This is a genomic window from Plantibacter sp. AC185, from assembly GCF_979258065.1.
The window spans coordinates 1,884,138-1,910,131 of the sequence record NZ_OZ409831.1 but is presented as its reverse complement, the minus strand read 5'-3'; the positions used below and the strand labels follow the sequence as shown (position 1 = coordinate 1,910,131).

Annotated in this window: 20 protein-coding genes; 12 read left to right on the top strand and 8 right to left on the bottom strand. The window is 70.4% G+C overall.

Annotated features, from left to right (window positions below; translation table 11 throughout):
* The first annotated feature begins 3 nt into the window (after positions 1-3).
* The 8 genes from ACZZZB_RS09110 (at position 4) to ACZZZB_RS09075 (ending at position 15,944) form a co-directional block, all read left to right on the top strand.
* Entirely contained in the window at positions 4-921 is a 918-nt protein-coding gene (locus ACZZZB_RS09110) for a carbohydrate ABC transporter permease (RefSeq protein ID WP_137242736.1), read from the top strand.
* Positions 922-923: 2 nt separating this feature from the next.
* Positions 924-1,847: a carbohydrate ABC transporter permease gene (locus ACZZZB_RS09105; RefSeq protein WP_463529504.1), complete on the top strand. Its 924-nt coding sequence runs from the start codon at positions 924-926 to the stop codon at positions 1,845-1,847.
* A gap of 2 nt (positions 1,848-1,849) precedes the next feature.
* A complete protein-coding gene (locus tag ACZZZB_RS09100) occupies positions 1,850-3,817 on the top strand; it encodes a glycoside hydrolase family 127 protein (RefSeq protein ID WP_463529503.1) in 1,968 nt (655 codons plus the stop codon).
* A 203-nt stretch (positions 3,818-4,020) separates the two neighbouring features.
* The gene (locus tag ACZZZB_RS09095; RefSeq protein ID WP_463529502.1) at positions 4,021-10,281 is read left to right on the top strand and encodes an OmpL47-type beta-barrel domain-containing protein; all 6,261 of its coding nucleotides are present in this window, start codon (positions 4,021-4,023) and stop codon (positions 10,279-10,281) included.
* Positions 10,282-10,465: 184 nt separating this feature from the next.
* Positions 10,466-14,311, top strand: coding sequence for an OmpL47-type beta-barrel domain-containing protein (locus tag ACZZZB_RS09090; protein ID WP_463529501.1), 3,846 nt, complete (start codon positions 10,466-10,468; stop codon positions 14,309-14,311).
* 199 nt (positions 14,312-14,510) lie between these two features.
* Positions 14,511-14,996 (top strand): DUF2975 domain-containing protein, encoded by a 486-nt coding sequence (locus ACZZZB_RS09085; RefSeq protein WP_137242733.1) that lies wholly within the window; start codon positions 14,511-14,513, stop codon positions 14,994-14,996.
* Positions 14,996-15,208, top strand: a complete 213-nt coding sequence (locus ACZZZB_RS09080; protein WP_137242732.1) for a helix-turn-helix domain-containing protein — start codon at positions 14,996-14,998, stop codon at positions 15,206-15,208. The genes ACZZZB_RS09085 and ACZZZB_RS09080 overlap by 1 nt, the downstream gene beginning before the upstream one ends.
* A 70-nt stretch (positions 15,209-15,278) precedes the next feature.
* Positions 15,279-15,944, top strand: a complete 666-nt coding sequence (locus tag ACZZZB_RS09075; RefSeq protein WP_463529500.1) for a DUF805 domain-containing protein — start codon at positions 15,279-15,281, stop codon at positions 15,942-15,944.
* A gap of 18 nt (positions 15,945-15,962) precedes the next feature.
* Here the strand turns inward: ACZZZB_RS09075 and ACZZZB_RS09070 are convergent, their stop codons facing one another.
* Together ACZZZB_RS09070 and ACZZZB_RS09065 are read right to left on the bottom strand one after the other, a co-directional pair.
* A complete protein-coding gene (locus tag ACZZZB_RS09070; protein WP_192019611.1) occupies positions 15,963-17,237 on the bottom strand; it encodes an RNA polymerase sigma factor in 1,275 nt (424 codons plus the stop codon).
* 22 nt (positions 17,238-17,259) lie between these two features.
* Positions 17,260-17,703 carry a YciI family protein gene (locus tag ACZZZB_RS09065; protein ID WP_463529499.1) on the bottom strand — a complete coding sequence of 148 codons (444 nt, stop codon included), beginning with the start codon at positions 17,701-17,703 and terminating at the stop codon, positions 17,260-17,262.
* A gap of 214 nt (positions 17,704-17,917) precedes the next feature.
* On the opposite strand from ACZZZB_RS09065, the gene ACZZZB_RS09060 reads away from it, so the two are divergent.
* On the top strand, positions 17,918-18,121 hold the full coding sequence (locus ACZZZB_RS09060; protein WP_064295795.1) for a three-helix bundle dimerization domain-containing protein: 204 nt from the start codon (positions 17,918-17,920) through the stop codon (positions 18,119-18,121).
* A 20-nt stretch (positions 18,122-18,141) separates the two neighbouring features.
* On the opposite strand, the gene ACZZZB_RS09055 is transcribed toward ACZZZB_RS09060, so the two are convergent.
* On the bottom strand, positions 18,142-18,330 hold the full coding sequence (locus ACZZZB_RS09055; RefSeq protein WP_137242728.1) for a hypothetical protein: 189 nt from the start codon (positions 18,328-18,330) through the stop codon (positions 18,142-18,144).
* A gap of 189 nt (positions 18,331-18,519) precedes the next feature.
* Between ACZZZB_RS09055 and ACZZZB_RS09050 the strand changes: the two genes are divergently transcribed.
* Both ACZZZB_RS09050 and ACZZZB_RS09045 read left to right on the top strand, forming a co-directional pair.
* Positions 18,520-19,320, top strand: coding sequence for a sugar phosphate isomerase/epimerase family protein (locus tag ACZZZB_RS09050; RefSeq protein ID WP_079704551.1), 801 nt, complete (start codon positions 18,520-18,522; stop codon positions 19,318-19,320).
* A gap of 391 nt (positions 19,321-19,711) precedes the next feature.
* Complete coding sequence (locus ACZZZB_RS09045; protein ID WP_079000708.1) at positions 19,712-21,148, top strand: glucose-6-phosphate dehydrogenase; 1,437 nt, start codon at positions 19,712-19,714, stop codon at positions 21,146-21,148.
* An 84-nt stretch (positions 21,149-21,232) separates the two neighbouring features.
* On the opposite strand, the gene ACZZZB_RS09040 is transcribed toward ACZZZB_RS09045, so the two are convergent.
* Together ACZZZB_RS09040 and ACZZZB_RS09035 are read right to left on the bottom strand one after the other, a co-directional pair.
* Positions 21,233-22,414, bottom strand: a complete 1,182-nt coding sequence (locus ACZZZB_RS09040; RefSeq protein WP_079704553.1) for an alcohol dehydrogenase catalytic domain-containing protein — start codon at positions 22,412-22,414, stop codon at positions 21,233-21,235.
* A 90-nt stretch (positions 22,415-22,504) separates the two neighbouring features.
* Entirely contained in the window at positions 22,505-23,428 is a 924-nt protein-coding gene (locus ACZZZB_RS09035) for a LysR family transcriptional regulator (RefSeq protein WP_086472698.1), read from the bottom strand.
* 72 nt (positions 23,429-23,500) lie between these two features.
* On the opposite strand from ACZZZB_RS09035, the gene ACZZZB_RS09030 reads away from it, so the two are divergent.
* Entirely contained in the window at positions 23,501-24,439 is a 939-nt protein-coding gene (locus tag ACZZZB_RS09030; RefSeq protein ID WP_463529498.1) for a DMT family transporter, read from the top strand.
* A 6-nt stretch (positions 24,440-24,445) separates the two neighbouring features.
* Here ACZZZB_RS09030 and ACZZZB_RS09025 read toward each other — a convergent pair whose 3' ends face one another.
* From ACZZZB_RS09025 to ACZZZB_RS09015, 3 genes are read right to left on the bottom strand one after another with little or no spacing between them, the layout of a single operon-like run.
* On the bottom strand, positions 24,446-24,829 hold the full coding sequence (locus ACZZZB_RS09025) for a hypothetical protein (RefSeq protein ID WP_463529497.1): 384 nt from the start codon (positions 24,827-24,829) through the stop codon (positions 24,446-24,448).
* Positions 24,829-25,446 (bottom strand): Asp23/Gls24 family envelope stress response protein, encoded by a 618-nt coding sequence (locus ACZZZB_RS09020; protein WP_079706159.1) that lies wholly within the window; start codon positions 25,444-25,446, stop codon positions 24,829-24,831. Before ACZZZB_RS09020 ends, ACZZZB_RS09025 begins: the two co-directional genes overlap by 1 nt.
* Positions 25,443-25,994 carry an RNA polymerase sigma factor gene (locus ACZZZB_RS09015; RefSeq protein ID WP_079704557.1) on the bottom strand — a complete coding sequence of 184 codons (552 nt, stop codon included), beginning with the start codon at positions 25,992-25,994 and terminating at the stop codon, positions 25,443-25,445. Before ACZZZB_RS09015 ends, ACZZZB_RS09020 begins: the two co-directional genes overlap by 4 nt.

Sequence of the window (25,994 nt, the reverse complement as noted above, 5' to 3'; positions counted from 1 at the left end):
CCCATGAGTACCACCCTCGCCAGACGAGGCCCGACGGACTCGGTCGGTGCCAGGAAGCGCCGCGCCGCGCAGGCCCGTACCGGCTGGCTGTTCGCGCTCCCGACCGCCGTCTTCGTCATCCTCCTCTTCCTCGTCCCGCTCGGGCTCGTCTTCCAGATGGCGGGGTCCGACTGGCCGCTCCTCGGCGGCAACCAGGGTGTGAACTTCCCCGAGAACTTCCCGAAGGCGATCGACAACCGCTTCTTCCTCGACTCGGTCGTCTTCACGCTGAAGTACACCGTCATCGCGACGGTCCTCCTCATCGGCCTGGGGCTCGGCCTCGCGCTCCTCGTCCAGGAGTCCAGCCGATGGAAGGGCTTCCTCCGCACCGCCTTCCTCATCCCGAGCGCGCTCGGCCTCGCCTCGGCGTCGCTCCTGTTCTACGTGCTGTACTCGCCGATCGCCGGCCCGTTCGCGGACCTCACCAAGGCGATGGGCTTCACCTTCCTCGGGACCCCGGACGCGGCGCTCTGGTCGACGGTCTTCCTCATCGTCTGGCGTTTCGCCGGCTTCTACATGCTGCTCATGCTCGTCGGGCTGCAGGGCATCCCGGAGGAGGTCTACGAGGCCGCCCGCATCGACGGCGCGTCGCGTTGGCAGACCTTCCGCGACATCACCGTCCCGCTGCTGAAGCCGACCCTCGCCCTCACCACGGTGATGTGCGTCACCGGCTCGCTCCTCGCGTTCGAGCAGTTCTACATCCTCACCAAGGGCGGTCCCGACAACAGCACCATCACCATCGTCCAGCTCATCTACAACGTGGCGTTCCAGGGCCCGAACAACCTCGGCGTCGCCGGCGCGCTGTCGGTCATCGTGCTCGCCGCGCTCATCGTCATCAACATCGTGCAGATCCGCGCGTTCAGCAAGAAGGTCGAGGACTGAGCATGACCATCACCCGAAAGGAACCGGCCACCGTCACCTCGACGATGCCCGACGTCCGTGGTCACGGACGCACTCGCGGCCGCGGACGGGACGGGAAGCCGACGAACTTCTTCGGTATCGCCATCCGGATGCCGTTCTGGATCTTCACCGCGGCGCTCGCCGTGATCTTCCTCTACCCGCTCGTCTGGACCGCCGTCCGCTCGGTGTCTCCGCTTGCCGGTACGAACCAGACCGAGGGGTGGGGGCTCGGCAACTACATCACCCTCGCCGGGTACCAGGACGGCATCCTGCAATACATCGGCAACTCGGTGTTCGTCTCGCTGCTGACCGTGATCCTCACGCTCGTCATCTCGCTCTTCGGCGGGTACGCCTTCGCGAGGTTCCAGTTCCGCGGCAAGAACGCCCTGTTCCTCGCCACCATCGCGATCCTCATGGTCCCGTACGCCACGCTGCTCATCCCGCTCTACGTGCTCCTCAACCTGGTCGGTCTCTCCAACTCGCTCGTCGGGGTGGCGCTCGTGCTCACCATGTTCCAGCTGCCGTTCTCGACCTTCATGATGCGGATCGCCTTCGAGTCGATCCCGAAGGAGCTCGACGAGGCGGCGATGGTCGACGGCTGCAACTCCTGGACCGTGCTCTGGAAGGTGCTCGTCCCGGCGGTCAAGCCCGGCCTCATCACCGTGGGACTGTTCGCGTTCTTCGCCGCCTGGAACGACTTCATGGCGCCGCTGATCCTCATCAACGACTCCGCGAAGATGACCCTGCCGCTCGCCGTCTCCAACCTGCGCGGCCAGGTCCAGGGCGTCGTGGACTACGGCGCGACCGAGGCCGGCGTCGTCGTCCTCGCGTTGCCGTGCATCCTCCTCTTCCTCATCCTCCAACGTCACTACGTGCGCGGCTTCATGTCCGGCGCATTCAAGGGGTAACCATGAGCACCACCATCAGGACCACAGCAACGGGCACGGGGACCAGCATGGCCCCGGTCGTCCCCACCACCGGTGCGCTCACCCCGCTCGGGCTCGACGAGGTCGGCATCACCGAGGGGTTCTGGGCGGACCGCCAGCGCGTGAACGGCACCGCGACCCTCGCGCACGTCGAGCACTGGCTGGAGCGGGAGGGCTGGATCCGCAACTTCGACCTGGCCGCCGCCGGCACCCTGCCGGAGGGTCGCCGGGGTCGCGAGTTCGCCGACTCCGAGGTCTACAAGTACCTCGAGGCCGTGGCCTGGGAGATCGGGCGACGGGGCGGTGACGACGCGCTCGAATCCCGGTTCCGCAGCGTCGTGGACCGCGTCGTCGCCGCACAGGAGTCCGACGGGTACCTCAACACCCGCTTCGGCCGGCCCGGCCAGGGCGCGCGCTGGTCGGACCTCGAGTGGGGCCACGAGCTCTACTGCCTCGGTCACCTGTTCCAGGCGGCGGTGGCGCGAGCGCGCACGAGTCCCGGTGCCGACGACGGCCTGCTCGGCATCGCGACGCGTGCCGCCGACCTCATCTGCGAGGTGTTCGGCGCAGACGGCATCCAGTCCGTGTGCGGGCACGCCGAGGTCGAGGTCGGTCTGGCCGAGCTCTCCCGCGTGACGGGGGAGTCGCGGTACCTCGACCTCGCGTCGCTGTTCGTGGAACGTCGTGGCCACGGGGTCCTCCAGGACATCGAGTGGGGGCGCGCCTATTTCCAGGACGACCTCCCGATCCGCGACGCCGAGGCGCTGCGGGGACACGCTGTCCGGGCGAACTACCTCGCCGCCGGTGCGACCGACATCGCGGTCGAACACGGGGACACCGGGCTGCTCGACGCGCTCCGCGGCCAGTGGGACCGCACGATCGCCCGGCGCACCTACCTGACCGGTGGCCAGGGGTCGCACCACCAGGACGAGGCCTTCGGTGAGGACTTCGAGTTGCCGTCCGATCGCGCGTACTCCGAGACCTGCGCCGGCATCGCCTCCATCATGTTCAGCTGGCGGCTCCTCCTCGAGGACCGCGACGTCCGGTACGCGGACCACATCGAGCGAGTGCTGTACAACGTCGTGGCGACGTCGCCGTCAGCCGCCGGCACCGCGTTCTTCTACGCCAACACGCTGCACCAGCGGACGCCCGGGGAGTCGAGCCCGGACGACGAGGTGTCGCCCCGGGCGTCGTCGTCGGAGCGCGCGCCCTGGTTCGACGTCTCCTGCTGCCCGCCGAACGTCGCCCGCACGCTCGCGAGCCTCGCGGCCTTCATCGCGACGACCGACGACCACGGCGTGCAGATCCATCAGTTCGCCTCCGCCACGATCGACACCGTCGTCGGCGGTGAGCACGGCGGCCGGTTCCGGGCCGAGCTGGTGACGGAGTACCCGCGGACCGGGGTGGTCTCGCTTCGGATCGTCGAGGCTCCCACCCAGGCACTCACGGTGTCGCTGCGCGTCCCGTCCTGGGCGGACGACGCCCGGCTCGTGGTGCAGACGGCCTCGGGCTCCCGCGACGAGCATGAGGTCCCGACCGGGTACGCGGACGTCACCCGCGCGTTCTCCGCCGGCGACGTCGTCGAGCTGTCCTTCAGCATCCGGCCTCGGGTGACGCACCCCGACCCGCGCGTGGACGCGATCCGTGGCACCGTCGCGATCGAGCGCGGCCCCGAGGTCTACTGCGTCGAGTCGGTCGACCTTCCGGGTGGCGACGAGTCGCTCGCCCGCGTCGAGATCGACGAGCACGCGGACATCGAGGAGGCGTCCGACGGGCGCCTGACGGTCGTGCTCCGGACCCGCCCGGTCGTGGACGCCGCCTGGCCGTACGCGGACGGGTTCGACGCCCCGGGTGACGCCGATCCGTTCACCGCGAGCATCGCCCCGTACCACTCCTGGGCGGAGCGCGGTCCGTCGACGATGCGCGTCTGGATCCCCACGACGCGGAGCTGACCGACGCCCGCGGAGCGCCGTTGAACGCCCGACACCACACCGGAACAGCTGGACTTTCGGTATGGTGTCGGGCGCTTTCGTCGTGCTGTCATCCGATTTCCGCCCGGTGTGCCGAAACTTCCGAAAAGCCTTGCGAATGCTGCGAATGTCCCGATAACCTCCCCGGGAGTGTCCTACTCACTGACGAGAGGGAATTAGACAGCGTGGTCAGAACACAGCAATCCACCCCCAAGCGGGGGTCGCGTGGATGGCGTGGCGGGATCGCGGCGACAGCCGCTCTCGCCGTCATCGGCACGACCTTCCTCACGGCGCCGGCGCAGGCCGCGAACGCCGACATCGGCTACCCGACGTTCTCGGGCAGCGACACCCCGGTCCCCGCCACCGGCACCGGCTACACGGCCGGCAACCAGCTGCAGGCGATCTTCGACGCGGACGTGGCCGCTGGAGCCGGAGCCCTCGGCGGGCCCGACTTCTGGATGGACCGGATGCTCCAGCGCACCGGCACCACCGGCAGCTTCGGCGACGACAACCAGTGGCTCTTCAGCCGCGGCCGTGCCGTGTTCATGAAGGAGCACGACCCGTCGAAACTCGGCTTCGGCGGCCAGGTCGCCTACTGGGAGGCCATCGACGGCAAGGCCGCGTACACGGTCGCGGCGAAGATCGACGGCTCCGACGTGACGCTCACGGAGGACACGGCGAGCCGGGTGCAGACGCCGAGCTACTGGCGCAGCGTGCACCGCCACGCGGCCTCGGGGATCGAGGTCGTCCAGACGAAGTACATCACCGACGGGAACGTCGCGGTCACCGGGCTGCAGGTCCGCAGTACCAACGGCGCGCACACCGTGCAGCTCACGGCCAGCTCGGCCTACACGACGACCGTCGAGGGCGATGAGCTCACCGGCGTCGTGTCCGCGGCCAACAAGCTCACCACGATCTTCCCGCGGCTCTCCGGCGACGGCTTCACGCCGGACGGCGGCGGCATCACGGCCAGCCTCGCCGTCCCGGCCGGCGGCACCGTGTCCACCAAGGTGCAGCTCGGGTTCGTCACCGACGAGATCGCGGAGTCGCGCACCCAGTACGACGCCGTCCGCGGACTCGCGCCCGACGCCTCGTACACGGCGCAGGTCACCGCGTACAACCAGTGGTGGGCCGACAACGTGCCCTACCTGGACACGCCCGAGGACAACATCGACAAGACGCTGTACTACCGCTGGTGGCTCATGCGCTTCAACTTCCTCGACGCCGACATCCCCGGCAACGACTACCAGTTCCCCACCTCGATGGAGGGCGTGCTCGGCTACAACAACGCCATCGTGCTCACCACGGGCATGTTCATCGACGACCTCAAGTACTTCCGCAACCCGATCTACTCCTACGGCCCCTGGGTGTCGGCGGGGGAGACCTCGAAGAGCTACAAGTTCGTCGACAACCCCGGTGACCCGGCGAACTGGTCGAACAGCTACACGCAGTACATCTCCGAGGCGGCGTGGCGCTCCTACCAGCTGCACGGCGGGCCGACGGCGATCGCCGAGAACCTGGCGGAGTACGCCGAGGACGACGTGAAGGGCCTGCTCGACGCGTACGACACCGACGACAGCGGCCTCATCGACTACAACTGGGGTGCCATGACGGGCAACGACGCCGACGCGGTGTCGTTCCACGAGCGCCCGAACGCGTACATGGACCGCACCGAGAACGCGTACCTGTACTCCAACGCGCTCGCCTCGGCCGCCGCCTACCGGACGGCCGGCAATGAGGCGAAGGCCGTCGAGATGGACGAGTTCGCGCAGGGCATCAAGGACAAGGTCGTCGAGCTCCTCTGGGACGCCGACGCGAAGGTCCTGAAGCACCGGTTCACGTCCGACGGCAAGCTGGCGAAGTGGAAGGAGATCAACAACTTCTACCCCTTCACCGTCGGCCTCATGCCGAAGCCGGGCGACGCGGACTACGCCGACGACTACGTCAAGGCGCTCGACCTCTTCGCGGACGACGCCCAGTACCCGATCTTCCCCTTCTACACGGCGAACCAGGCCGACCAGGCGGACTACGGCGGACCGGGCAGCAACAACTTCTCGGTGATCAACTCCACCGTGACGTTCCGCATGCTGGCGAAGGTGCTCCGCGACTACCCGACGAAGGCGATCGACGCCGAGTGGTACAAGAAGCTCCTGTACTGGAACGCGTGGTCGCACTACCAGAACGGTGGCGACAACCGCCTGCCCGACCAGAACGAGTTCTGGTCCGACGGCGACGCCGACCCGCAGAACATCGGCTACCGCTCCTGGATCCACCACACGATCCTCGGCGCGACGAACTTCACGATGATCGAGGACACCATGGGGCTCCGTCCGCGGAGCGACGCGAAGATCGAGCTGGACCCGATCGACATCGACTGGGACCACTTCACGGCGAACAACATCGCCTTCCGCGACCAGGACCTCACCATCACCTGGGACGCACCGGGCGGTGAGCGCCACTACGGCGACAGCATCCCGGAGGGCTACTCGGTGTTCCTCGACGGCAAGCTCGCCTTCACCATCGACTCCCTGAGCAAGGTCGTCTACGACCCCGCGACGGGCACGGTCGAGGTGGCGGACGACGTCACCGTCCTGTCCTCGACGACCGCCTCGCTGCAGGCGCCGCAGGACGTCTCCTTCGCCGCCGGCGACCGGGTCGTGGACCTCTTCGCCAAGGCGGGCGCCGACGTGGACCCGGCCAGCGCCGGATCCGCGAACGCCGCCGAGGGTGCCGAGGTCAGCGCGAGCTTCTCCGCGCCGAGCCGTCCCGCCACCGCGGCGGTGGACGGCACGACCGCCAACGAGCCCTTCTGGGGCACCGCTGGGTCACCCAACGCGAAGGACTCGCTCGTGGTCGAACTCGGAGGCACCAAGACCTTCGACGACGCCAGGGTGTACTTCTACAACTCCTCGTCCACCGCCACCGTGCAGGGGTACTCGGAGCCGGCGACGTACTCGCTCGAGGTCCGGAACGGCGACACCTGGACGGCGATCCCGGCCCAGGCGCGTGGCCCGGTCTACCCCCGAGCCAACTACAACCATGTGCAGTTCCCCGAGGCCACCGGCGACGCCGTGCGGCTGACGGTCAACCACGCCGCCGGGTTCAAGACGGGGGTCAAGGAGCTCCAACTCTTCGCGACCGGCGTTGCGGCACCCGCCTCCACCAACCAGGCTCCGTCGGTGAACGCCTGGGTCGACCAGGCGAACTCCGCCGGCGGCACGCTCGCGCTCGTCGGCGAGGTCAAGGACGACGGGCTGCCGCTCGGCGACGTGACCTCCTCGTGGTCCGTGGTCGACGCCCCGGACGACGGTCTCGTCATCTTCGGTGACGCCACCGCGGCGTCCACGACCGCGAGCTTCACCGCCGAGGGTTCGTACACGCTGCGCCTCACGGCCAGCGACGGCGAGCTCACCAGCACGAAGGACCTCGTGGTCCAGGGTGCGGCGTCGGCGGGCGGTCAGAACGTCGCCCGCGAGGCGACGCCGACTGGCGAGTTCACGGCGGGATGGAACAACGTCAACGCGGTGAACGACGGCACGGTCCTCCACAGCGGCGGATCTCAGGCCGACATCTGGGGCACCTGGTCGGGGAGCCGCCCGGCCACCCGCTGGCTGCAGTACGACTGGGCGAACCCGGTCCGGGTCGACGCCGCAACGGTGTCGTTCTGGGCCGACCAGACGGACCCCTCCTCCGGCGCCGGTGTGAACGTGCCGAAGTCCTGGAAGGCGCAGTACTGGACCGGCGACGCCTGGGCCGACGTCACGGGCGCTTCCGCCTACGGCGTCGAGCGCGACGCACCGAACGCCGTCGACTTCGACGCCGTGACCACCACCAAGCTCCGCCTCGTGCTGAGCGCGGCCGGTCCCGGCACCGGAGCCGACCCGTACGCCGGTGTCGCGGTCAGCGAGTGGGAGGTGTTCGCGGTCGCGCCGACGGCGATCGAACCCATCGATGTGCGCACCACCACGGGTGTCGTGCCGACACTGCCGTCGACGGTCGACGCGACGTTCGCGGACGGCAGCCACGCCGACCTCCCGGTCTCGTGGGCGTCGATCACACCCGAGCAGGTCGCGGGTGAGGGCAGCTTCTCCGTCGTCGGTCTCGTGACCGGCTCCGCGGTGCCGGCGAAGGCGACCGTCTGGGTGCGGGCGACCGCTCCCGGGCAGATCAACGCCGTCGACCCGGTCGCGGTCACCACCGCAGCCGGGGTCGCACCCGCACTGCCGACCTCGCTCGGTGTCCTCTACAACGACGGGTCCCGCGAGGACCTGCCGGTGATGTGGGCCACCGTCGATCCCGCGTCCTATGCGGCTGAAGGTGTCTTCGAGGTCGCGGGGACGGTCGAATCGGCCCTGCCGGGAGCGAAGTCGGCGACCGCCACCGTGACGGTCGGCGCCGGTGGCGGCGAGGAGGACGACACCGCTCCGGTGGTCGCCCTCACCGCCGACCCGGCGGCCCCGGCATCGGGCTGGCACACGGGAGCGGCGACCGTCTCGGTCACCGCGACCGACGACCGCGACTCGGCGCCTGTCGTCGAGGTGTCGGTCGACGACGCCGCCTGGGCTCCGTACACCGGTCCGATCGCCGTGAGTGGTGACGGTGTCCACACCGTCGCCGCCCGCGCGACGGACGCCACCGGCAACCGCTCCGCCTCCTCCGACGTCACCGTCCGGATCGACGCAACAGCGCCGTCGGTGACCCCGGTCGCCGACGCCGCGGCCCGCACGGTCAAGGCGACCGCGACGGACGCCGGTTCCGGCCTCGCCTCCATCGAGGTCCGCATCGGTGACGCGGCGGAGTGGACGCCCTACACCAAGGCGGTCCTCGTGGGCCTGGAGGAGACCACGGTCCACTTCCGTGCCACCGACACCGCGGGCAACGTGTCTGCGGACACCACGGTCGTCGTGCAGAAGAGCGACGGTCAGCTCCGCCGGAACGTCGCGATCGGCGCCGTCCCCACGGCCTCGTTCACGGCCGCCTGGAACACGGTGAACGGCCTCAACGACGACGTCGCTCCGACCTCATCGGGTGATGTCACGCCGAACGACAACGCGACCGTCTGGGGCGCGTGGCCGGAGATCGGTCAGCAGTGGGTCCAGTACGACTGGGCGGAGGCGGTCACCGTCGGCGAGACCGGGGCGTACTTCGTCTCGAACCTCGACGACGCGGGCCTCGGCATCGAGGTCCCGGCGTCCTGGAAGGCGCAGTACTGGGACGCCGAGGCCGGAGACGGCGCCGGCGCATGGGTCGACGTCGAGGCGCTCGGTGCGTACGGGACCGAGGTCGACGCGTTCAACCCGGTCGCCTTCACCCCGGTGACGACGACGAAGCTGCGTCTGCTCCTCGAGGCCTCGGGCACCGAGAGCGGCAAGGGCAGCCTCGGGATCAAGGAGTGGCAGGTGTTCGAGGCGGCCGACCAGCCGGTCCCGGACGTCACCGCTCCCGTCGTGACCACCACGGTCACCCCCGAGCGGCCCGCCTCCGGATGGTTCCGCGAGGACGTGAGCGTCTCGGCGACCGCCGTCGACGACCGCGACCTCGTCGCGACCCTCGAGGCGCGGGTCGGGACCGGCGAGTGGGCGGTGTACACCGGCCCGGTCGTCGTGACCGATGACGGGGTCGCCACGGTGTCCTTCCGTGGAACGGACGCCGCCGGCAACGTGTCGGAGCCGTCGGTCGTGGAGGTGCGGCGCGATGCGACCGTCCCGACAGCCGCAGGGACGTTCGACGGCACCGCGCGCACCGTCACCGTGACCGCCGAGGACGAGCACTCCGGTGTCGCCTTCACGGAGGTCCGGGTCGGGGACGGGGTGTGGTCCACGTACACCGCACCCGTCGCCACGGGTGATGCGGCGACCACGGTGGCCGTCCGCGCCACCGACGTCGCGGGCAACGTCTCGGAGTCCGTCTCCGTCGACGTCCCCGCGAAGCCGGTCACGCCGGAGCCGACGCCGACCCCGGTCGACCCGACGCCGACGCCCGGCCCGAGCGAACCGAGCGGTTCGCTGACGGGTGACGAGGTGCTGCGACTCGGCGTCACGAGCGTGGCCCCCGGCGGAGCGCTGCCGGTGTCGCTGACGGGAGCCCAGCCGGGCGCGGTGTTCCGCGTCGAGCTGCGGTCGACGCCGGTGACGCTCGGGACGCTCACGGTGGGTGCCGACGGCACGGCGAACGCGGTGTTCACCGTCCCGTACACGACCACGGCCGGCGTCCACACGCTCGCCCTGGTCCTGCCTGGCGGCGAGGTGACGGCCCAGGTGACCGTCATCACGCCGGGTGCCAGCACGCCGGACGCCATCGCGTCGACCGGTGTGCCCGAGGAGGCCGCCACGTTCGGTCGCCTCGCCGCCCTCGCGGTGCTCCTCGGAGCCGCCGCCGTGCTGATCGCCCGCCAGCGGGCCGGACGCACGCAGCTCGAGCGCGGACCGACCGGACCGCTCGTCTGATCGCCTCGGCAGGCCCGGGGAGCGCATCCCGCTCCCCGGGCCTGCCCCGGCTGCCGCCCCTGCCCCCTGCCGGTCCCTGAGCCCGTTCACCCCGGTCCGTGAGCCCCTACCCCGGTCCCCTACCCCGGTCCCTGAGCTTGTCGAAGGGCCACCCGCACCACCACACCGATCACTGGAGATCCTCGTGTCCCGTCCCCTCCGCCTCGCCGCTCTCGGAGCCGCGACCGCCGTCCTCGCCTCACTGCTCACGGTCGTCGTCGGTTCACCACCGGCTGAGGCGGCCACGCAGAACCCCATCATCGGCGACGGCTCCGTGTACTCGGCGGACCCCGCCACCCTGGTCGTCGACGACGAGCTCTACATCTACGCGGGGCGGGACGAGGCCGGCCCAACCACGAACGACTTCATCATGAACGAGTGGCAGTCGTTCTCCACCGGCGATCCCGACTCCGGCACCTGGGAGCGCCACCCGTCGCTCATGCGTCCTGAGACCGTCTTCGACTGGGCGACCTCCGGCCGCGCCTACGCGGGGCAGGTCGTGGAGGGTGCCGACGGCCGCTTCTACTGGTACGTCCCGGTCCACGAGGCGGCGAGCACGTCGGAGGACCAGTTCGGCATCGGCGTCGCGGTCGCCGACGACCCGCTCGGCCCGTGGACGGACGCGGTCGGCGGCCCGATCATCTCCCAGGCCATCCTCGGCAACACGATCCACAACATCGACCCCACGGTCTTCGTCGACGACGACGGTCGTGTCTACCTCTACTGGGGCAGCTTCAGTCAGCTCCGCGCGGTCGAGCTCGAAGCCGACATGGTGACGCTCACGGGTGACGTGCGCACGATCTCCTCCGGTGTCGACGGCTTCTTCGAAGCGGCGTGGCTGTTCAAGCGCGGCGCCACCTACTACCTCGCCTACGCGGCGAACAACGCCGGACCCGACTCCACCTGCACCCCGGCGACCTACCACGCGTGCATCGCGTACTCCTCGGCCGATTCGCCCTTCGGGCCGTGGACCCAGCGCGGCCGCGTCCTCGCCCCCGTGTCGTCCACGACCTCGCACCCGGCCATCACCGAGTTCCAGGGCGAGTGGTACATCGCGTACCACACGGCCGACGCCGTCGGCGGGAACCACTTCCGTCGCTCGGTCGCCATCGACAGCGTGGAGTGGGACGACACGACCGTGCCGCCGACCATGCGCGAGGTCGTCACGACCCCGGAGCGCGGCCCCGACCTCAGCCCACGGCGCAACGTCGCACCCTGGGCGACCGCCTCGGCCTCGAACGAGCCCGTCCCGACGCAGTACTGGATCGACGCCCTCAACGACGAGACGATCCGACCGAACCCGCTGCCGCCCGACGTGTGGGGCAGCTGGTCGGCGGAGCGTCCCGCCCAGCAGTGGATCCAGTACGACTGGGACCGCCCCGTGCGCATCGACAGCGCATCGATCAAGTTCTTCCGCGACGTCGCACCGGGGACCGGCAACGGGGTGTCCGACCCGTCGAGCTGGAGGCTGCAGTCCTGGAAGTCCGGAGCCTGGGTCGACGTCGTGAACCCGAGCGGCTACCCGACCTCCACGACCGCGGAGCACACCGTGACCTTCGAACCGGTCACCACCACCCGGCTCCGGGCGGTGCTCAACGCCTCGTCCAACGGGGCGAACCCGCCGGCGTATTCGGCGCTCGCCGTCGAGGAGTGGCGCGTGCTGGCCGCCGAGACGACGGGGTATCAGCCGGTCGTCGTGTCGACGATCACCGGGACGCAGCCCCTCCTCCCGGAGACCGTGCTCCTCGACGACGCGACGGGCGGCTCCGTCCGCGCGACCGTGCACTGGGACCCCGTCCCCGCGGACCAGCTCGCCGCGCCCGGATCCTTCACCGTGCTCGGCACCGCCGAAGGCTATGCGGCCGGCCGCGTCGAGGCGACCGTGACGGTCATCGACGGCACGGTCACCGAGGACACCCAAGCGCCGACGCTCGACGTCGAGACGATCGGCGTCGACGGCGCGGGGGACTGGTTCCTCGGTGACGTCACGCTGCGGGCGACGGCGCTCGACGCGGCGGACCCCACGCCGCTCATCGAGTTCCAGCGGGACGGCGGCGACTGGACCGCCGTCGCCGGGCAGCGGACGGCCGTGCAGACGATCACCGGTGACGGACCGCACAGCGTGGCCATCCGGGCGACGGACGCCGCCGGGAACACCTCCGAGGTCTGGAACGCGTCGTTCCGGATCGACTCCGGTGTACCGACCGTCGACGCGGCGTTCGATGCGGAGAGCCGCGCGGTCACGGCGTCGGCCGCCGATCCTGGCGCGCCGGAGACCGCGTCCGGTCTCGCGGGCCTCGAGGTCGCCGTCGACGGACAGGACGCCTGGGAGCCGTACACCGCGCCGGTCATGCTCGACCTCGAGGCGCACGACGTCTACCTGCGTGCGAGCGACACCGCCGGCAACGTGTCGGCGGTCACCGCCATCACCGTGCAGCGCTCGGCGGACGCCCCGCTCGAGGGCGACATCGCGTCGTTCGCCACGGCGACCGCCTCCTACTCCTCGCCGTGGACCACGGTCGACGCCGTCAACGACGGCAGTGCCTCGGGTGCGTCCTGGGGCACCTGGCCGATGGTCGGTGAGCAGTGGGTGCAGCTGAGCTGGGACCGCGAGGTCACGCTCGACGCCGCGTCGGTGCACTTCTTCGCCGACGCCGCAGACGAGGCGAACGTGGGGGTGATCCCGCCGCGCAGCTGGGTGGTCGAGACGCTCGCCGCGGACGGCTCCTGGGTGCCGGTCGACACCACGGACCCGTACACCCGGGACCGCGACGTCGCCAACGCCGTGGGCTTCACACCGGTCGCGACGTCGGCCCTCCGGGTGCGCATGCAGGCTTGGGGTGCGGCGGAACAGGGCGGATCCGTCGGGATCCTGGAGATCACGGTGAACGCGGTCGCTCCGGCGGGGGAGCCGGACACGACGGCGCCCACCGTGACGCTCGCGTCGAGTCCGGCCGAGCCGACGGGCGAGGCCGGTTGGTATCGCGAGGGCGTGTCGGTCGCGGTCGACGCTGACGACGACGTCGACGACGCCCCGATGGTCGAACTCCGGCTCGGCGACGGCGCGTGGACGCCGGCGGAGGAGGTCGACGCGTTCGACCCGGAGACGCGGGTGCTGATGCTCGGCGCCGATGGCGTGTACGTGGTCGCGGCCCGCGCGACCGACGCTGCTGGGAACGTCTCCGAACCGGTGGCCCTGTCCGTGGACATCGACACGACCGCGCCGGAGGTCGAGGCGGTCACCACACCGGAGGCCCCCGCGACCGGACCGGTCACCGTGCGGTTCGACGCGACGGACAAGGGTTCCGGGGTCGCCCTGGTCGAAGCGGCAGTGAGGTCGGGCGACGCGGGTTCGGGTGGTGCCGGCCAGGACGATGCCGGCTGGTCGCCGGTCTCCGATGCCGGGCTCGTGCTCGACGAACCGGGCGAGCACCTCGTGCGGTACCGCGCCACCGACGTCGCCGGCAATGTCGGCGCCGAGCGTTCGGTGACCGTCACGGTCGTCGAGACGCCCGTCGACCCGGAGCCGGGGGACGGCGCCCGGGTGGTCCTCGGTGCCTCATCGGTGACGGCGGGCGGTTCCCTCGCGGTCGCCGGTTCGGGTTTCGGCGCCGGTGAGCAGGTGACGGTCACGCTCTTCTCCGACCCGGTGCGGCTCGCCACCTTCACCGCCGACGGCTCGGGTGCCGTCTCGGGTGTCGTCGCCGTGCCGGTCTCGACGCCGAACGGGGTGCACACGGTCGAGCTCCGAGGTGTCACCACCGATCGCGCGGCGACGGCCTCGCTGCAGGTGACGGGCGGTGGAGCCCTCCCGGGCACGTCTGTCGGAAGCCCCGGTGCCTCGGCGCCCGGAGCCGGCGGGGGCGGTGGTGGCGACGACCTCGCCAGGACCGGCGCCGCGCCGGCCGCGGCGCTGCTCATCGCCGCACTCGCCCTCCTCTCCGGTGTGCTGCTCGTCGCGAGGCGTCGTCAGGAGGCGTTCCGAGGTTGAGTGCGCCCTTCGACAGGCTCAGGGACCGGAATTGCTCTGGGACCGGGATGGCCCTGGGACCCGACGGACTCGGGGACTGGAAGGGCTCTGGGACCGGATGGGCTCAGGGACCGGAATGGCTCAGGGAGCGGGATGGCGTCGGCTTGCGCAATCTATCGAATAACGATAGCTTTCCATTGTTCTTCGATGGAGGTGCGCGATGCGCGGAGTGACGGTCCTGGTGCTGCGGGTGATCCTCGCGGTCGCTCTGGTGGGTTCGCTGGTGGTGCAGGTGGTGATGGTCCCGTTGCTCTGGGCGGACCTCGACGGCGTGGACGAGGTGCCGCGGACCCTGTTCGCGATCATCGTGATCGCCGAGATCATCACCTTCCAGCTCTGCGCCGTGTGTGTCTGGGCGCTCCTCGACCTGGTCCGTCGGGGGCGGGTCTTCTCGGCTCGCTCGTTCCGGTTCGTCGACGTCATCATCGGTGCGATCGCCGTGTCCGCGCTGCTCACGTTCGGGCTCGCCGTCCTCCTCGCTCCGGGCGGGATCGCGCCGGGGGTCATCGGTCTCCTCTGCGGCGCCGCGCTCGTGACCGCCGGTGTCGCCCTCGTGGTCGTGGTCATGCGGTCCCTGCTGCGTCAGGCCGTCGACCGCGAGATCGAGGCGCAGGGGCTCCGTTCCGAGTTGGACGACGTGATCTGATGCCGATCATCGTGGACATCGACGTCATGTTGGCTCGCCGCAAGATGTCGGTCGGTACCCTGTCGGAGCTCGTGGGGGTGACACCGGCCAACCTCGCGGTACTGAAGAACGGCCGTGCGAAGGCGGTCCGATTCACGACGCTCGAAGCGCTGTGCGTCGCACTCGACTGCCAGCCGGGCGACCTCTTGCGCTGGGAGGCCGCGTCGGAGTGATCCGCCCCGATGCCCCGGTCGCCATGCCGGGCATACTGGAGGCACCTCGACCAGCGATCCGGAAGCAGTCATGACGTATCCTCCGAACCCTCCAGGTCCGCAGTCCCAGCTGCCGTACGGGCAGCCGCAGTACGGCCAACCGCCCTACGGCCAGCCGCAGTACGGCCAGGCACCGTACGGTCAGCCGCAGTACATCGCGCCCCCGCCCAGGGGCGCCAGCTCGCCGGAGGACCTGTCCCTGCCGCTCTACGGGGCGACGTTCCGCCAGGCCACCAGGCGGTTCTTCAAGCAGTACGCGAACTTCTCGGGTCGGGCGTCGCTCAGCGAGTACTGGTGGAGTGCGCTGCTCACGACGCTTCTGATGCTCATCCCGACGCTGCTGATCACCATCGGCGCGATCATGACCGCAGTCTCCGCGGCGACGGCTGCCGCGCAGGAGCAGGGGCTGTCCGGGAGCGAATACGACCTCGCGGACCCTGGACCCATGGGGTTCGGCGTGCGCGTCCTGCTCATCGTCGGCGTCGTACTGTTGCTCGTCGCCTGGGTGGCGCTCATCGTGCCGAGCCTGGCGATCGCCTGGCGGCGCCTGCACGATGCAGGGTTCCCCGGCCCGTACTATTTCCTCACCCTCGTGCCGTCTGTCGGGAGCATCATCGTCCTCGTCCTCATGCTGCTGCCGTCGAAGCCCGAGGGGCAGCGCTTCGATCGCCCCTCGCAGGTGTCGTCCGGACGCTGAGGTCGCAGGAGACGCGGTTCACTGCGGCAGTCCGGCGGCCTTCCGCAGCAGGACGTCGCGCTCACGGTCGTTCGCTGCGAGGTGCGCGGCGGTCAGGAGTTCCGAGCGGGCCTCCTCGGTGCGCCCCAGCCGTGCGAGCAGTTCGCCGCGGACGCTCGGGATGAGATGCGACCCCCGCAGCGACGCATCGTCGGCGAGGCCGTCGACGATGCGGAGCGCCGTCGCCGGGCCGGTCGCCATCGACACCGCGATCGCGCGGTTGAGTTCGACGACCGGATTAGGGGCGATCCGTTCGAGCGCCTCGTAGAGGATCACGATCTGCTCCCAGTCCGTCGCGTCCACGCTGGGGGCGACCGAGTGGCACTGCGCGATGGTCGCCTGCAGTGCGTAGGCGCCGCGTCCGCGGCCGAGCGCGTCGGCGCGGGCCAGCGCCGCCGTTCCGCGGCCGATCTGCGCCCGGTCCCAGCGCTCGCGGTGTTGGTCGGCGAGCAGGGTCGCGGAGCCGTCGGGTGCGACGCGGGCGGCGAAGCGTGAGGCCTGGAACTCCATGAGCGCGACGAGCGCGTGCGCCTCCGGCTCGCGGGGGACGAGCGCGACCAACCGTCGGCCCAGCCGCAGCGCCTCGTTCGCGAGCTCGGCGCGGATCCAGGTCGGTCCGCTCGTCGCCGCGTACCCCTCGGTGAAGAGCAGGTAGACGACGCCGAGGACGGCCGACAGGCGCCGCGGCCACTCGGCCGGGTCCGGCGCCTCGAAGTGGACGTTGGCCGCGGCGAGCGTCTTCTTGGCGCGGGTGATCCTCGCCTGCACCGTCGGCACCGGGACGAGGAGCATCCGGGCGATCTCCTGGGTGGTGAGCCCGCTGACGACCCGCAGCGTCAGCGCCACCTGCGACTCCCGCGACAGCACCGGGTGGCAGGCGGTGAAGACGAGACGCAGGACGTCGTCCCCGATCGGCTCCCAGTCGAGGTCGCTCGCCTGCTCAAGATCCCGGGCGAGCGACCGGTACCGCTCGTCCAATGCCGCCCGGCGTCGCCAACCGTCGATCGCGCGACGTTTCGCCACCATCGTCAGCCACGCACCCGGGTTGCGCGGCACGCCGTCGCGCGGCCACTGCTCGAGGGCCTCCAGCAGCGCCTCCTGGGCGAGATCCTCCGCCAGACCGAGGTCGCCGGTCAGCTTCGTGAGGGTGGCGACGATCTGCGCGCTCTCGATCCGCCAGACGCTGTCGACCACGCGGCGGGCGGCCTCATCGCCGTCCGCCGCGCCGGTGTCGGTCAGGTCGGCGTCGGTCATGTCCGTCTCGCGTCGGTCGTGCTCAGGCCGGGTCGGCCGCGGGCTTCGCCACGCCTTCCTGCGCCCGCCACTCCTGCTCCTTCTGGAGGTACTCGTTGTCGGCGTGGTCGGCGAAGTCCGTCTCGTCGGTCACGCGGCGCACCTCGATCTTGTTGCCGGGGCCGAGCGGCGCACGGCCGGCCCATTCGATGGCCTCCTCGCGGGTGGCCACCTCGATGGTCCAGAACCCGTTGAAGAGTTCGTGGAGTTCGCCGTAAGGGCCGTCGGTGACGATCGGGGCCTCGGTCGTGAACTCGACCACGGCTCCCTGTGCGGCGTCGGTGAGGCCGTCACCGCCGACCATCACGCCGGCGTTGATCATCGACTCGTTGTAGGCGCCCATCGCGTTGATGACCGCTTCGAAGTCCATGTCCTCGAGCCTCTCGACGGACCCGCTGTTGCGCATGATGAGCATGTATTTCGACATCGTCTTCTCCTGTCGTCAGGGGCGCTGATCGCCCGCCTCACTCTGACGTCGAACGGCGAACACGGAAATCGACATCGCGGTCAGAATATCCTCGGCGGGTGCCCGATGGGGAGGGTGAACGGATCGCGGCGGCCAGGTGTCCGGCGGGAGAACAGCGGCGGACGGAAGTCGCGATTCACAGCCCAGGCAACAACTGTGGGTTGATACTGAGTCCATGGCAACTGAGATCGACCACGAAGAGATCATCCGTCAGCTCACTGCGAAGCTGAGCGAGAAGTACTCGGGGGTCGATTCCGCTCGGATCGGCGAGCTCGTGCGCGAAGAGGTCAGCGCGCTCGCCGAGCGTCCTGTCCAGGATTACGTGACCGTCCTCGCCGAGCGCGCGGTCAAGAAGTCCCTCAAGCGCTCCGAGAAGTAACGGTCCCGCCACCGGTCGGACTACGGCCGGTCGGGTCTGCTCGTCAGCGCCTCGATCGAGACCACGATCACGATGCAGATGACGAGCACGGTGAACACGTTCGGGTTCAGGGTCAGCGCGTAGACGACCACGGCGATCAGGGTGAGGGCGCCGATGATGACGATCGCGCGCAGTGGTGATCTCCGCTTCGTCCGGTTCGGTTCTGACATGGTGCACCCTCGCTGATGGTCGGTCGATTCTCCAGCCTATGAGTGCCTCGGCGCCCCGCACGTCCAGTCTCTGTCGCTAGACTCACCTCGGGTACTTTTGTCGACGAGTCGACAGAAGCGGTTCCGCGCTGTGGGAGACACGCGCGGAAGCGCCCGTCGGTGCCCGCCCGAAGCTACGAAGGAGTACCCATGAGCGCACCGTCCGTGCAGCTGTACACCGTCCGCGACGCCATCGCCGAGGACCTGCAGGGCGCCGTCGCCCGCATCGCCGAGATCGGCTTCACGAAGGTCGAGCCCTACGCGTTCGTCGAGCGCGCTGCCGAGTTCGAGACCGCTTTCGCCGCCGCTGGTGTCACGGCCCCGTCCGGCCACGCGCCCGTCATCGACGCCGCCGACCCGGCGGTCGCGTTCGACGCGGCATCGCGGCTCGGGATCGGGACGGTCATCGACCCCTTCATCCCCACCGATCGCTGGCAGACCGCCGACGACGCGGCACGTCTCGCCGAGCGCGTCAACGAGCTCGCCGTCCAAGCAGCGGCGTCCGGCCTGAAGTTCGGTTACCACAACCACAACTGGGAGTTCTCGACCCACGTCGACGGGCGCCCGATCTTCGAGCTGTTCGTCGAGCAGCTGTCGCCCGAGGTCGTCCTCGAGATCGACACCTTCTGGTCGACGGTCGGCGGTGCCGACACCCCGGCGTTCCTCCGTTCGCTCGGTGACCGCGTGCAGTTCCTGCACATCAAGGACGGCATCATCTCCGGTGACATCGCCACCGCACTGCCGAGCAGCGAGAGTGCGCTCGTCGTGCCCGACGCGCTCGCTCAGGCGTTCGCGAACCAGCAGCCCGCGGGTCAGGGCCAGGTCGACATCCCGGCGATCCTCGCTGCCGCACCGCACGCGACCCGCGTCGTGGAGTTCGACGGCTACAGCAAGGAGATCTTCGGCGGCGTCGCCGAGTCCTACGCCTGGCTCGCCGAGAACGACAAGTAGGCGCGCACCTCGACAGGCTCGGTGAGCGGGGCGCCCGTTCCCCGAGCTGCGCCGCACTGAGCCTGTCGAGGTGTCGAAGGGCCCACGGGGAGTCGTTCTGTGGCCGTGGACGTGTGCTCGGGGGCACTTCGACAAGCTCAGTGACCGAAGTTGGCTCAGTCACCGAGGTCGGCTCAGTGACCGAGGTCGGCTCGGTGAGCGGGGCGCCCGTTCCCTGAGCCTGTCGAAGGGCCTACGGGGGAGTCGTTCTGTGGCCGTGGACGTGTGCTCGGGGGCACTTCGACAGGCTCAGTGACCGAAGTTAGCTCAGTGACCGAAGTTGGCTCAGTGACCGGGGCGCGGGCGTGCGCAACCCCACGACGATCATCCGGCTCTCGGTCAGGATGGAATCATGAGCGACCAGTCCGACACCACCACCCAGCCCGATCCCGACACCGTACCCGGCATTCCGGATGCGGAGTCGCTGGAACCGACGAAGCGCACCATCGCGATCCTCGGCGCCAACGGCGACCTGGCCAAGCGGCTCCTGATCCCCGGTCTCGGTGAGGTCGTCGACGCCGCCCGCGACATCTCACTGCAGATCATCGGTGCCGCTCGCACGCCGCAGCCGAACGAGGAGTGGCGTGCGACCGTCCGCGCCAGCCTCGAGGACGCCGGCATCGGCGCCCGGACCGTGGACGCGCTGGTGTCGACGACGGAGTTCATCCCCACCGACGCCTCCGACCCCGACGAACTGCGTGCACTGCTCGACGCCTGCACCGGCTCGCCGATCCTCTACATCGCGCTCCCGCCGTCCGCCGGGCGCAAGGTCGCCGAGGCGCTCGCGCAGATCGACCTGCCCGACGACCTCCTCATCGCCATCGAGAAGCCCTTCGGCGACGACCTCGCCGACGCCCAGGCACTCAACGCGGCGCTCGCCGACGTCGTGCCGGAGGAGCGTCTGTGGCGCATCGACCACTTCCTCGGCAACGCGACCGTCCTCGGGATGCTCGGTCTCCGCTTCGGCAACCGACTCCTCGAGGCCGGCTGGAACGCGGAGCAGATCGAGAAGGTGGAGATCCTCTACGACGAGGAGCTGGGGCTCGAGGGGCGTGCAGCGTTCTACGACCAGACCGGCGCGCTCCGCGACATGCTGCAGAGCCACCTGCTGATGGTCCTCGCCCTCACCGCGATGGAGCGGCCGGACGCGGTGACGCCGACCGACGTCCACGACCGCATCGCCGAGGTCCTCGGCGCCGTCCGGCTGTGGAAGGACGATCCGTCGACCGCCCGTCGCGCCCGCTACACCGAGGGCCGGGTCGGCGACCGACTTTTCCCCTCCTATGTGGACGAGCCCGACGTCGACGCCTCCCGTGAGACGGAGACGCTCGCACAGCTCCTGCTCCAGGTCGACACCCCGCGCTGGCAGGGGGTGCCGTTCGTCCTGCGCTCCGGCAAGGGGATCGGCGACCCGCGCCGCGAGGTCGCCGTGCACTTCCGACGCTCGGCGGCGCCGACCGGACTGGACGCTCCCGACGGACACGCCGACACCGTCCTCCGCATGTCGCTCAAGGGCGGCGCGGTGCACCTCGACCTCATCGTGACCGGAGCCGATGACGTCGACGGCCTGCGCCGGGTCGAGCTCGAGGCGGACCCTGGAGCCGCGACCCTGAGCGCCTACGCGCAGGTGCTCGCCGGCCTCCTCCAGGAGAACACGCTGCTGTCTGTGCGGGGCGACATCGCCGAGCAGTGCTGGCGCATCGTCACCCCGGTCGTCACCGCGTGGGCCGCTGGCGAGACGCCGCTCGAGGAGTACGAGGCGGGGAGTGCCGGTCCGACGGACTGGTGACCGGGTCCTGACACACTGCTGACCGCCTGACACAAGACGACCCGCGCCGAATGATCGGCGCGGGTCGTTTCGTGCAGCGGGCAGCTATGCCGACGGCTTCAGGACGACCTTGATGCAGCCGTCCTCCTTCTTCTGGAAGGTCTCGTACATCGCCGGAGCTTCTGCGAGCGGCACCCGGTGGGTCGCGAGGTCGAGCACGCCGAGCGGGTCGGTGCTGTCCTCGACGAGGGGGAGCAGCGTCGGGATCCAGCGGGCGACGTTGCACTGACCCATCCGGAGCGACACCTGCTTGTCGAACATCGACTTCATCGGCATGATGTCCGCCTCACCGGCGTAGACGCCGCTCAGGGACACGACGCCGCCACGGCGGACGAGCTCGAGCGCGGTGTGCAGGGCGGCGAGCCGGTCGATGCCGGCGTGCTCCATGGCCGGTCGCGCGATCGCGTCGGGCAGCACGCCGACGGCCGTCTGCGCCGCAGCCGCGATCGGTGAGCCGTGGGCCTCCATGCCGACGGCGTCGACGACCCCGTCCGGGCCGCGTCCGCCGGTGGCGTCGCGGAGCTCAGCGACCACGTCATCTGAGAGGTCGAGTGCACGGATGCCGTAGCGCTCGGCGAGGGCACGGCGCTCCGGCACCGGGTCGACGGCGAAGACCTCGAGACCGCGGTGCTTGGCGATGCGAGCCGCGAGCTGGCCGACCGGGCCCAGGCCGAGCACGGTGATCGAGCCGCCGTCCGGCACCTCGGCGTACTCGACGCCCTGCCAGGCGGTCGGGAGGATGTCGCTCAGGTAGAGGTAGGACTCGTCGGGCAGGTCGCGACCGACGACGATGCAGTTCGCGTCGGCGAGCCGCACCTGCAGGAACTCGGCCTGTCCGCCCGGCACCTGGCCGTAGAGCTTCGTGTAGCCGTACAGGGAGGCGCCGCTGCCGTGCTCGGTGACCTGGGTCGTCTCGCACTGCGACTGGAGCCCGTTGCGACACATGAAGCACTCGCCGCACGCGATGGTGAAGGGGATGACGACCCGGTCGCCGACCGCGACCCGGGTGACCTCGGAGCCGACGGCTTCGACGACGCCCATCGTCTCGTGGCCGAGGACGTCGCCGCGGTCGAGGAACGGGCCGAACAGTTCGTAGAGGTGGAGGTCGGAGCCGCAGATGGCTGCCGAGGTGACACGGATGATCGCATCGGTGGGGGCGGTGATCGCGGGGTCCGGGACGGTCTCGACCGACACCGACCGGCGACCCTGGTACGTGAGTGCGCGCATGGATGCTCCTTCGTCGTTGTCCATCCACCCTGCGCCTCCCGGGCGTCGGGCGGCTGGGGGTGGACGTCTCGTCGGAGGGCTGATACGAGCTCAGTGTGTCGCGTCTGCGGCCACGCGCTGGAGGCTGGCGAGCACCGACCGGACCGCGGACCGCGCCATCGCCTCCGGTCTCGCCAGGACGTCGACGTGCCGGACGAGGACCGCGCCGGCGACCGGTCGGAGGACCATGCCGTCGACGGCCAACGGTGCCGCCGTGGTGCGCGGCATGACGGCGATCGCAGCCCCCGTGCGGACGACCTGGGCGGCGACCGAGAACTCGTTGATGCGGTGGTCGATGCGCGGCGCCCGGCCGCTCAATGCGCCCAGATGATGGAGGACGCCGGCGAGCGGGAAGCCCTCGTGCGTGGAGATCCAGCGTTCGTCGCGCAGATCCTCCGGTCGCAGCTCCGACCGCGCCGCCAGCGGATGCGCCTCGTGCATCGCGATGTCGAGGGGTTCGACGAGCAGCGGTGTCACGACGAGGCGGTCGAGCGGCCACGCCGGTTCGTGCGGGAGGCGGTGGGCGATGACGAGGTCGTAGTCGGCGGTGAGCCCGGCGAACCGGTCCTGCGCGACGTCGGCGTCGGCGAGGATGAGCCGCGGAACCGGACCGGTCGCATCGGCTCCGGGAATGGGGCCGCTCGCGAGCAGCGGTCCGAAGAACGCCAGCCCCGCGCTGTGGAACGCAGAGACGCTCACGGGGCGCTGCTCGTGTTGGAGGAAGGAGTCCACGGCGTCCCTGGCCTCGGCGAGTGCCTCCTCGACGCGCGCGGCGGCGACCGCGAGGGCTTCGCCGGCCTCCGTGAGGACGAGCCGACGTCCATGCTTCTCGGTGAGCGGCACCGGCATGGTGGCCTGCAGCGCGGCGAGCTGCTGTGACACGGCCGAGGCGCTGACGTGCATGGCTGCGGCGACCGCGGCGACGCTGCCGCGATCGCCGAGTTCGCGGAGGAGGCGGAGGCGCGCGGGATCCATAAGTCATTCCTTCATCGTCGATCCAGACACTGCCTGTTGTTCTGTCGTGTCCGTCTCCTGGAGAGTAGCGGCATGGCCCGCCGCGCACCCTCCGAACTCATCGTCGATGTGCTGCTCGTCGGGGTCGCGGCGGTGTGGGGCGCCAGCTTCCTCGCCGCGAAGGACCTCGCCGCCGTCACCGGTGTGCCGGCCGCGGTCGCCCTGCGGTTCCTGGTGGCGGTGATCGCCATCGGGCTCATCTGTCTCGTGCGACGGGAGCGGCTCCCTCGCGGACGGGGCCTGCTGATCGCGGCGGCACTCGGCTGCTCGCAGGCCGCGATCATCGGCCTCGAGACGTGGGGCGTGCACCTGACCTCGGCGACGAACGCCGGGCTGCTCATCAGCCTCGCGCTCGTCATGACGCCGGTCCTCGACGGTGTCGCGTCGCGATCCTGGCTCCCGCGGTCCTATTTCGTCGCCGCGGTCGCGGCCGTGGTCGGTGTCGCGCTGCTCGTGTCGGACGGCGGTCTCCGCGCACCCACCGCGGGCGACGCGCTCGTGATCGCTGCGGCCGTCGTCCGTGCGGTGCACGTGACGTCGAGTGCGCACCTGACGCGAGGTCGAACCGACAGCACGCTCGGCGTCGTCTTCGTCCAGATGCTCGTGTGCGCCGGGGCGTTCAGCCTCATCGCCGGTGAAGGGCTCGCGGCAGCTGTCACGCGGCTCGATCTGCGCGGCTGGCTGGACGTGCTGTTCCTCGGTCTGCTGTGTTCCGTGTTCGCGTTCGTCGTCCAGCTGTGGGCGGTGCGGCGGACCTCGGCCTCGCGCGCGAGCATCCTCATGGGGACGGAACCCGTCTGGGCGCTCCTCGTCGGCGTGCTCATCGCGGGGGAGGTGATCGGCTCGCTGGGTGCGCTCGGTGCGGCGCTGATCATCGTGGCGAGCTATGTCGGCCAGGCGATCGAACGCCGCCACCGCGCGCGGACGAGCGGCACGGCACCCACGGTGCAGCAGGAGCCGGCGCCCGTCTGACGGGGTCTACAGCGTGGTCGCCGCGCTCGTGAGCGGCGTTCCCAGCGATGCTGCGTCCTCGATCCGGCACACGCGGACGTCGATCTCATGGATCGGCGTCCCCTCCATCGACGTCGCGAGTACCCCGCGGATCGCATCGCCGACGAGGCGCAGGGTCGCCGGGACCGGGGCCCCGTCGGTCACGCCGATGGTCGCGCCGATCGTCAGCGCGCCGTCGGCTCCGCGACCGACGGCAACCTTCGTCGGCCCGTCGTCGTCACGGCCGACCGCATCGGCGACGGTCCGTAGGACCGCTCGGATCGGAGACCCGGACGCGTAGACCGTCGTGACCCCCGGTGTCGCGGCGACGACGGCGGTGAGCTGCTGCGAGAGTGCGGCATCGGTGTCCATCAGGAGTCCTCCGGCCGCGCGACGCGCTGCGTGTGGATGTCGATGATCGTGACGTCGACGGCGACCACGTTGAGCTCGGTGTGCGTGGCCAGTTCCGCGACGACCCGATCCCGGATGAGCTGCGACAGCCGTTCGAGGTTGTTGCCGAACGCGGCCGAGGCGGTGATCGCCACCGTGATGGGCGCGTCCAGGGTCGTCACATCGCCGTCGAGGCGCACCCGACCGACGATGACCCCGCCGACGCTGTCGCCCACCCCGCGGATCAGGGTGCGGACGGAGCCTTCCGTGATGCGCAGGTGTACCTCGGGGTCCGGGTGCCTGAGCGGGATGTCCCGACCGGCGTGCGCCTCGAGCGAGATGTTCTGGAGCACCGCGTGCATCCAGGAGCGGTCCTGCTCGGAGTGCGTCGCCGCCTCCGACTTGAGCAGTGCCCAGGTCTGGGTGCGCAGCCGGAGGAGGGCGTCGAGGGCGAGTTGGCAGCCGGGGGAGGCTTCGATGTCGGGGTCGAGGGGCTCACGGCCGCTGTCGAGGTAGTCGGAGAGCTCGTCGATGGTGTGCCCGTCGAGGTCGGCGCCGGCCAGGCCGTCGAGCATGGACTCGTGGTCGTCGTCGTTCATCGCCACACCTCCATCTCCCGCAGGACGGTCTGTCTGGCTCGCGCGAGCTGACCGCGCACCGTCGACGTCGGGACCCCGAGCGACTCGGCGATCTCGACGTACGACAGCCCGCCCGTCTCCTTGAGCATCCAGCACTCGCGCTGCATGGCGGGCAGTCGGTCGAGGACCGAAGCGAGTGCGCTCATCTGCATGCGCACCTCGACGACCCGTTCCGGGGACTGATGGGACGGGGCGGGGGCATTCCAATCCTCGATCTCGCTGTGTTCGCGGCGGCGTCTGATGCGGTCGATCGCCCGGTTCGAGACCATGCGCATCAGCCAGGACTTCACCGCGTTCGGGTCGTTCAGCCGGTCCAGCTGGCCCCACGCCTGGATGAGGACGTCCTGCACGACGTCCTCCGCCTCCGACTGGTTGCCCAGCACGCGGACGGCGTAGGCGCGCATGAGCGAACCGTGCCGGAAGACGAGGACCTCGAAGGCGGTGGCGTCTCCGTCGGCGGCGCGCTCGGCGAGGATGCCGTCCGGGAGCACCTCGAGCGAGCGCTTCAC